Raw genomic sequence first — 7,914 nt, 5'->3', positions numbered from 1 at the left:
TAAAATCGTAACTGGTGACGGCATCTGTTAAAAGATTTTTTTTGTGTTTGAGTTTTATTTTTGAATTCGAGAGAAGGATATTGCCATTTACGTCTGCAAGTCCAAAACTTACCAAGTATGAATTATGCTTTAATATATTATCTAATATACGTTTTGATTTTTTTATATCCGTATAGTTGTTGTTTTTAAATAGCTGCTTTCCAATAATGTCTAGAAGCATATCTTTTTGCAAAAAATCAGCATTTACAGATTTGGATAAAATCTCCGTATAATGTTGCATCTGAGTATGGTGTCTATTATTTATATCATTAAAACTTACATATAGTAGGGAGATAATGAGAAAGATCCCACCAAATAAAATCAGATAAAATACTTTCCATATATTGCTTGTTATTAACATGTTTTGATTATACCTAAAACTCATAACTATAGAGTATGGCTAAATCATGATAATCTATTTTTATAATCTTCATATCCAAATTCTTTTATTATTTCTAAGCTATTGTCTTTTCTTTTTATCATAAGCGATGGAAGTTTAATTCCATTGAATGTAGTATTTTTAACAAAAGTATAGTGAATCTGGTCTTCAAAAATTACTTTATCTCCAATCTTTAAGGCTTTATCAAACGAGTAATCTCCCATAATATCTCCTGCGAGACAAGTATTTCCGCCAAATCTATAAGTAAACTCTTTCTCACCAGCTTCAGCAGAGTCTCTAACATCTGCACGATACGGCATCGCAAGAGTATCTGGCATATGTGCTTCTGCTGAAGTATCTAATATGGCAATTTTCATACCGTTATCTACGATGTCTAAAACAGAACTTACTAAAACTCCTGTCTCCCAGCCAACAGCTTCACCTGGTTCTAGATAAACCTCTACTTCATACTTAGCTTTGAACTCTTTGATGATTCTGATCAGCTTCTCAACATCATAACCCTTTTTAGTTATGTGATGACCACCGCCAAAATTGATGTAGTGCAGACCTTTGAAATACTTAGAAAACTTATCTTCAAAAGCCACTAAAACTTCTTCTAATTCATCTGCACCCTGTTCACAAAGAGCATGGAAGTTAAGTCCGTCTATGTGATTAAGTACTTCCTCATCAAAATTTGCCAAAGTTGTACCAAGACGGCTATAGATGCCACAGGGATTATATATGTCTTTTGGAGACGCTGATTGTTCAGGATTTATTCTAAGTGAGATACTGACACCTGGGTTAATCTTTTTCACTCTATCGCTATATTTAAAAAGCTGGCTTGGTGAATTAAAGACTACATGATCAGATATTTGTGCTATTTCATCTATATCTTCATCTTTATATGCAGGAGAATATGTATGAACCTCTTTGCCAAACTTCTCGTAAGCAAGTTTTGCTTCATGAAGTCCGCTTGCAGTACAACCTTGCAAATATTCTCTCACCAGTGGGAATGTACTCCACATTGCAAAGCCCTTAAGAGCTAATATTATCTTTGCTCCACTTCTCTTTTGAACATAATCAAGCAATTGCAGATTATTTTCTAAAAGCTCTTCCTCACAGATATAACATGGTGTTTTTATATTTTCAAGATTTTTCATATGTCTCTCTAATCCTATGTGCGATATGTCTAAAATAATCAGGATCCAAGTCCATCTCTTCTACCAATAAACATGCCTTTTCTATAGACTTGTCAGTTAGTTTTTCTTTTACATTTACAGCAGTTCTGACAACATGCAGTGTGTTTATGTAATACTCCATCTTAAATCCATCATCACGCTCAAAATCAAGACCTTTTAACATGTCAACATAGAGTGGTTCAAGATTCCAATGCTCAAACAGGAGTCCACTGACATAGTACGAAGTAGTACCCAATAAAGAGTGCTCGTACTCTTCGATACTGCTGCACTCTTTGAGTCCTTTTTTAAACTCATTTACATAATCACTAGATGCTATCTCACGTACGAGTATCAATTTTCCGGCTTCCATAACAAGAGCCAAGGGAGCCAAAAACTGGGCATGTCTAAGATCAACTTTTGAGTACCACTGCATCATTAAAGCACTTTGTAGATGGCAGACATCGTTAAACTCAGAACTTGAGATTCCATACGATGATGTGTTAGCCCTAAGAGCCTCCATAATCGAGTAGTTCATCACAAGACCATATACTATTTCTGTACCAAACAGAGTTACAGCCTGAGATATAGATGCTATTTTTCTAGAGAATCCATATATCGGTGCATTTATCATTTTTAGAATATTTAGAGTCAGAAGTGCATCTGACTCTATGATTCTAACTAATTTTATGATATCAACATTCTCTGCTCCCTGAGCATATAACTGCTGTACAAAAATGGTAGCATTAGATAATGGAGGTAAAGAGTCAATTCTCTGAACTATAGCATTGAACTTCATCTTATACTTCTAGCTCTTTTATCTGCCAAGGAAGACCTTGCGTATTCATCTCATCCATAAATGGATCAGGGTCGAGTTGTTCCATGTTAAAGACACCTGCTCCACTCCAAATTCCCTTCATCATCAGCTTTGCACCTATCATAGCAGGAACACCTGTAGAGTAGGAAACACCCTGAGAGTTAGTCTCAGCATAACAATCTTCATGATCTTTTACTTGATAGATGTAAATCTTCTTTTTCACACCATCTTTAATACCATCAGCAACTATTCCAATATTTGTCTTACCTGTAGTTCTAGGTCCAAGTGATGCCGGATCTGGAAGAAGAGTTTTCAAAAACTCTATTGGAACAATTTTTTGTCCCTTATGCTCAACTGGCTCGATTCCAAGCATTCCTACATTTTCAAGACATTTCATATGAGTCAGATAACTCTGACCAAATGTCATGAAAAATCTGATACGCTTTAGACCTTTGATATGTTTTACAAGTGACTCCATCTCTTCATGGTAAAGAAGGTATGAATCTTTTGGTCCAACTTCAGGATAATCCCAAACTTGCATTATCTCCATCGGCTCAGTCTCTATCCATTTACCCTCTTCCCAGTAACGACCTTTTGAACTTACTTCACGAAGGTTTATCTCCGGGTTAAAGTTAGTTGCAAAAGCGTAACCGTGATCACCTGCATTACAATCTAAGATGTCGATAGTATGAATCTCATCAAAGTAATGCTTTTGAGCGTACGCACAAAATACATTTGTCGCTCCCGGGTCAAATCCACTACCAAGAAGCCCCATGATACCTGCTTCTTTAAACTTCTCATCTCTTGCCCACTGAAGTTTGTACTCAAACTTAGCTTCATCAGGATGCTCATAGTTTGCCGTATCTAAATATGGCGTCTTTGTAGCAATACAAGCATCCATAATAGTCAAATCCTGGTATGGAAGAGCAACATTTATAACGATATCTGCATTACAAGCTTTAATAAGCTTTATTACTTCATCCGTAACATCAGCATCTACAGTTGTTATCTCTATATCTGTATCAGGGAAATCACCTTTAATAATCTCACATCTGCCAATACTTCTACTTGCCAAAACTATTTTTCCAAATACGTCCGAATTTTGTACACATTTATGTACAACTACGCGGCTAACACCGCCTGCACCAATAATTAAAGTTGTTTTCATCAAAATTTTTCTCCTAAATATAAATAAAATGAATCTTCACCATCTTCTGAAGATGCGAAGGCTAAATAAAATGGTCCTAAAAATGTGTCTGCTGCTACATATACACTCACTGATTTTTTAAGATCATGGATATTTTTATGTATACCATCATCCCACGCATCTCCAATTTCTAAACTAAATCCTGTATATAATGGGGCATCTAATGTCCCAAAAAAACCTCCATCTTTTAACTGATATCTATACTTTACAACTCCTAATGCCATATGATTTCCAACTATTGAATATGGTTTATAAGCAGACATATTAAAGAGTCCGCCAAGAACAAACTTGTCGTTTAAAATAAATGTGTTCTTATCATTGTTGTTATTGTAAGTCGTGCCAAATTGCATGTAAGTAGTAATATTATGACTGTTAAAACTGATAGGTTTTTCTATGTCAAAATAGATTTTTTCATGCTCATAATCACTTCCAAAGCCTTTCATTTCCTTTGTCCATTTTATCATAGACTTTAATCCTGTGTTTGGAAAATTCAAATTATCTAAATTATCCACTAAAAAAGAAGCATAGACAGGTCTAGCTTGGTATTTTTTGTATGAGCCACTGATTATTGAAACCTCTAGTGAATCTTTAAAAGCACCTGCACCTACTTCAAACTCATAGTCTGTTGTTACATGTGCGCCAAGGCCGAGTGAAGCTCCATACCTTTTAGTTTCAAGCTCTATTGTACCACTGCCATAAGGAACAAATTCGATTACATTATCATAAAGAAACGATGGTCTTAGATAATATCTCTGCATTGAGTCAAGTGGTTGAAAAAACTCAGTATATGCTTTTTGATGTTTTCCTATCTCAAAGTCATTTTTCCACTCACTTCCATAACTGTTAAGTCCAAACATAGTGTATCCAGCTTTAAGCGAATATGAGGAGTGACCTTTAAAGTCATCTTCTATACCTATAGCAAACCTTACTTCACCATGATTGTTCCAACTAGGCGTTGTAGTGATAACAAGTATATTTTTTCCATCAACTTCTTTAAGTGTATACTCTACTCTGTCAAAGATTGTCATATTGTAAATATGCATAAGGTTTGCTCTTAGAATATTTTCATCAAGTCTATCTCCCACCTTGATTTTAATCCTATTTAAAATAGACTCATCACTAATATATGTTGGATTTTTTATCTCAATAGCATCTATGATAGGTGCTTGAAACTCTTTTAAGACTCTATATTCTTTCCTGTAATTTTCATACTCTTCATTACTCAAAGAGAGATGCTTTAGTTTACTCTCATATGAGTGCTCAGTAATCTCTACACCCTTTTGTATGATTTGTCCATATTTTTCTACATCTAAGCCACCAAACTCTTTTAAATCAGGTGTCAAAAGTATATCTTTGTCGCTGAGTTTTAGTATCGACTCATTTGCATTTTTTCTCATAAGTATATTAACCATCTGTCCAAGTACAACAAAGTAAGAGTTTACATCAAGATTTTCTTCAAAGTTTTCACTTACATCTACAGCTATAATAATGTCAGCACCCATATCTTTTGCCAGTTGAACTGGCAGATTATCACTAACTCCACCATCTACTAGATCAATACCGTCAATATTGATAGGTTGAAGTCCACCTGGAATAGAGCTTGAAGCATACATGGCTTTTGCCAGAGAACCTGACTTTAAGATAACAGGATCACCATTTTTTATGTCTGTTGCAACTGCACGAAAACGTATTGGCAAATCATCAAAATCTCTAATATTTTGAGCATGCTGTGTCATAGCCATAAATTTTAAAAGTAGAGGTTGTCTCTTTAAAACACCCGTAGGTAGAACTACACTGTTTTGAGAATCAATCCCGAGTCCAAGTCTACCCTGATAAATATACTCGACTTCTTTAACTCTCATAGGAGTGTCTGCACGGTCAAAATCTGTTCTTATATAGTCTTTCCAGTCAGTAGTGACTAGCATCTCTTCTATATCTTTAGCTGAACGTCCGGATGCGTAGAGTCCTCCAACAACCGAACCCATACTTGTTCCAACAATTATATCTATAGGTATTTTTTTCTCTTCCAGCACTTTAAGAACACCAACATGTGCTCCGCCTCTAGCTCCGCCGCCACTAATGACAAGCGCTATTTTTGGTCTGTCTTGTGCAAGAACGATACCAAAAAAAAGAGCTAAGATGAGTACTATCTTCATAGGTTTCCTATACTAGGTTAAATGCAACTGCTAAAACACAAACCCAAATAAGGGCTGTTACGATTAGACTTAAAAGGACTAAAGTTGCACCTGCATCCTTAGCCTGTTTTGCCAGAATATGATAATCAGAAGTAACAAGATCAACAACTCTCTCTATAGAACTGTTTGTAACTTCTGCTAGGACTGGAATAAACAAAGATATAAATAATATACTAGAGTATCCAAAACCAACAGGTATATTCCAAGCTATTATGCCCATAACACTTAGCATAAGAAGTTGCCACTTGAATGATGTCTCATTTTTTGTTATATCAATAAAACCTTCTACTGCATAAATTCCGTTACGAAATAGTGAATGCTTAGGCTTGTTCAGTTTCATGTTTGTCCTTTAAATTTGTAATAATTTCTCTTATCTCTTGAGTTTTTGTTTCTCTATGTACTGGCTTTGAGAAGTATACTGTTACATCTCTTCTGCTAAATAGGTTAAAATCTTTAGTCTTAGAAAACATACTTCCATTCATGCCATCGATAAAGAAAGTAGCTATCTTTCCGTCATAGTCACTTGAGATAAGTTCATATCCCTTGTAAAACTTTCCAGTCTCTCCATCAGGGCTGATTTGTCCCTCTGGAAATAAAGCCACAATTTTACCATTTTTTAGTCGTTGTGAAGCTTCTGCGAAAGCATCTTTTGAAGCTTTTTGAGAAACAGGAATTGCCTCGCCTTTTTTAAGCGCTTTGTTAAATAATTTCCAATTATAAATGTCTTTATCAACCATAAAGTTTAGACGTCTTTTTATAGGTATCTGAATTATCGCCCAATCAACCCAGCTTACATGGTTTCCTAATAGAAGTACACCTTCAGATGCGGGAATATATTCAAGTCCCTTATAGTGAAAGTTATATCTCATTTTTAAAATAATTTCCAAAAATGCCCAAAAAGACATTACAAAGTAGCGTTTAAATAACATAAAGCTCAGATACAGTCCTACAAAGACCATAATATATATAAGTATTTTAGCATTCATACCATAGTAGGCAAAAACCGTGGTCAAAACCAAAAATGAAAACATAAAAATATTTTGTATAAAATTATTTCCTGCTAGTATGGTTCCAAGATGAACACGGGGAGAAAGATACTGTATCTGTGCATTTAGCGGAACCATAATAAATCCTGCAAAAATACCAAACAAAATAAATAAAACTGACATTGTAATCATGGAAGTAGAAAATGGAATTAACAATACTATGATTGTTATAGCAGAGGAACCTATTGCTGTTAAACCAGTGTTTATATAGTACTTTGAAAAATTAGCAGCCATAATAGCACCGCTAACCATCCCTATACCTGCAAGAGTCATAACCCCTTGAATATATATGGTATTTGTCACACCCAATTCACTTTTTGCATACTCACCAAACACAGCAAGAATAACTTGTGAAATAGACCAAAAAAGACCAAGGGCAATGATATCATCAAAAATTTCTTTTTTTCTTCTTACTATTTTGATATTTTTTTGTAAATATTCACCCTTAAAGTATCTTTTAAAATTAAACTCTTTTTTACTATCTTTCGTCATCTTGTTTGGAAGTTTTAAAGCTAGATAAAATTGGATAACTGAACCAAGGACTAAGAGCCAACCTATAGGAGCAATGGTTGTCAATATATCTTCTTTAGTTACAAAACTGTCTTTTAAGATAACTTCAAATAAGACTGTATAAAAAAGCATACCGCCGAGAATTGCCACAGTTGTGACTGCTTGAACAGCTCCATTACCGCTGCTTATATACTTTACACCCACTAACTCTTTTATGTAACCATATTTAGACGGTCCATATATAGCACTCTGAAAAGCCAGCAAAAAAGTAAATGCGAATGCCGTATAAAAATGACCATTGTAATAAGAGTAAGTAATTGCCAGAGTAATAAATACAGCAAACAAAGCAGAGTATTTCATAATCTCATTTTTAGGAAATCTATCCGCTAAAAAACCTGTCGGAGAAAATGCGATGATAAAAGGCAGTATGATAAGTGCGTTTACAATAGAAGTTAAAACTATCTGCATCTCACCGTCATAAACTTTAAAGATAGTATTTTGAATAATTATTTTATGTCCCAAATCTGTAAAAGCATTTAAAAAAAC

At 34.6% G+C, this 7,914-nt stretch carries 6 protein-coding genes and 1 pseudogene; all 7 read right to left on the bottom strand.

Features of this window, described 5'->3' with window-relative positions; genetic code table 11:
- Positions 1 to 400, bottom strand: a pseudogene (locus ABZC13_RS14020) (GGDEF-domain containing protein); the annotation flags it as partial.
- A gap of 44 nt (positions 401 to 444) precedes the next feature.
- Positions 445 to 1,578, bottom strand: a complete 1,134-nt coding sequence (gene nspC / locus ABZC13_RS14015; protein WP_373005255.1) for a carboxynorspermidine decarboxylase — start codon at positions 1,576 to 1,578, stop codon at positions 445 to 447.
- Positions 1,565 to 2,392: an HDOD domain-containing protein gene (locus tag ABZC13_RS14010; protein ID WP_373005252.1), complete on the bottom strand. Its 828-nt coding sequence runs from the start codon at positions 2,390 to 2,392 to the stop codon at positions 1,565 to 1,567. Before ABZC13_RS14010 ends, nspC begins: the two co-directional genes overlap by 14 nt.
- Position 2,393: 1 nt before the next feature.
- The gene (locus ABZC13_RS14005; protein WP_373005249.1) at positions 2,394 to 3,578 is read right to left on the bottom strand and encodes a saccharopine dehydrogenase family protein; all 1,185 of its coding nucleotides are present in this window, start codon (positions 3,576 to 3,578) and stop codon (positions 2,394 to 2,396) included.
- Positions 3,578 to 5,773: a patatin-like phospholipase family protein gene (locus ABZC13_RS14000; protein WP_373005246.1), complete on the bottom strand. Its 2,196-nt coding sequence runs from the start codon at positions 5,771 to 5,773 to the stop codon at positions 3,578 to 3,580. Before ABZC13_RS14000 ends, ABZC13_RS14005 begins: the two co-directional genes overlap by 1 nt.
- 7 nt (positions 5,774 to 5,780) lie before the next feature.
- Positions 5,781 to 6,152, bottom strand: coding sequence for a diacylglycerol kinase (locus ABZC13_RS13995; protein WP_373005243.1), 372 nt, complete (start codon positions 6,150 to 6,152; stop codon positions 5,781 to 5,783).
- Positions 6,133 to 7,914, bottom strand: a 1,782-nt coding sequence (locus ABZC13_RS13990; protein ID WP_373005240.1) for an MFS transporter, incomplete at its 5' end; no start/stop codon positions are given. The genes ABZC13_RS13995 and ABZC13_RS13990, both read right to left, overlap by 20 nt.

The sequence above is a fragment of the Sulfurimonas sp. genome, from assembly GCF_041563035.1.
Lineage (GTDB): Bacteria > Campylobacterota > Campylobacteria > Campylobacterales > Sulfurimonadaceae > Sulfurimonas.
This window is presented reverse-complemented; position numbering and strand designations above follow the sequence as displayed.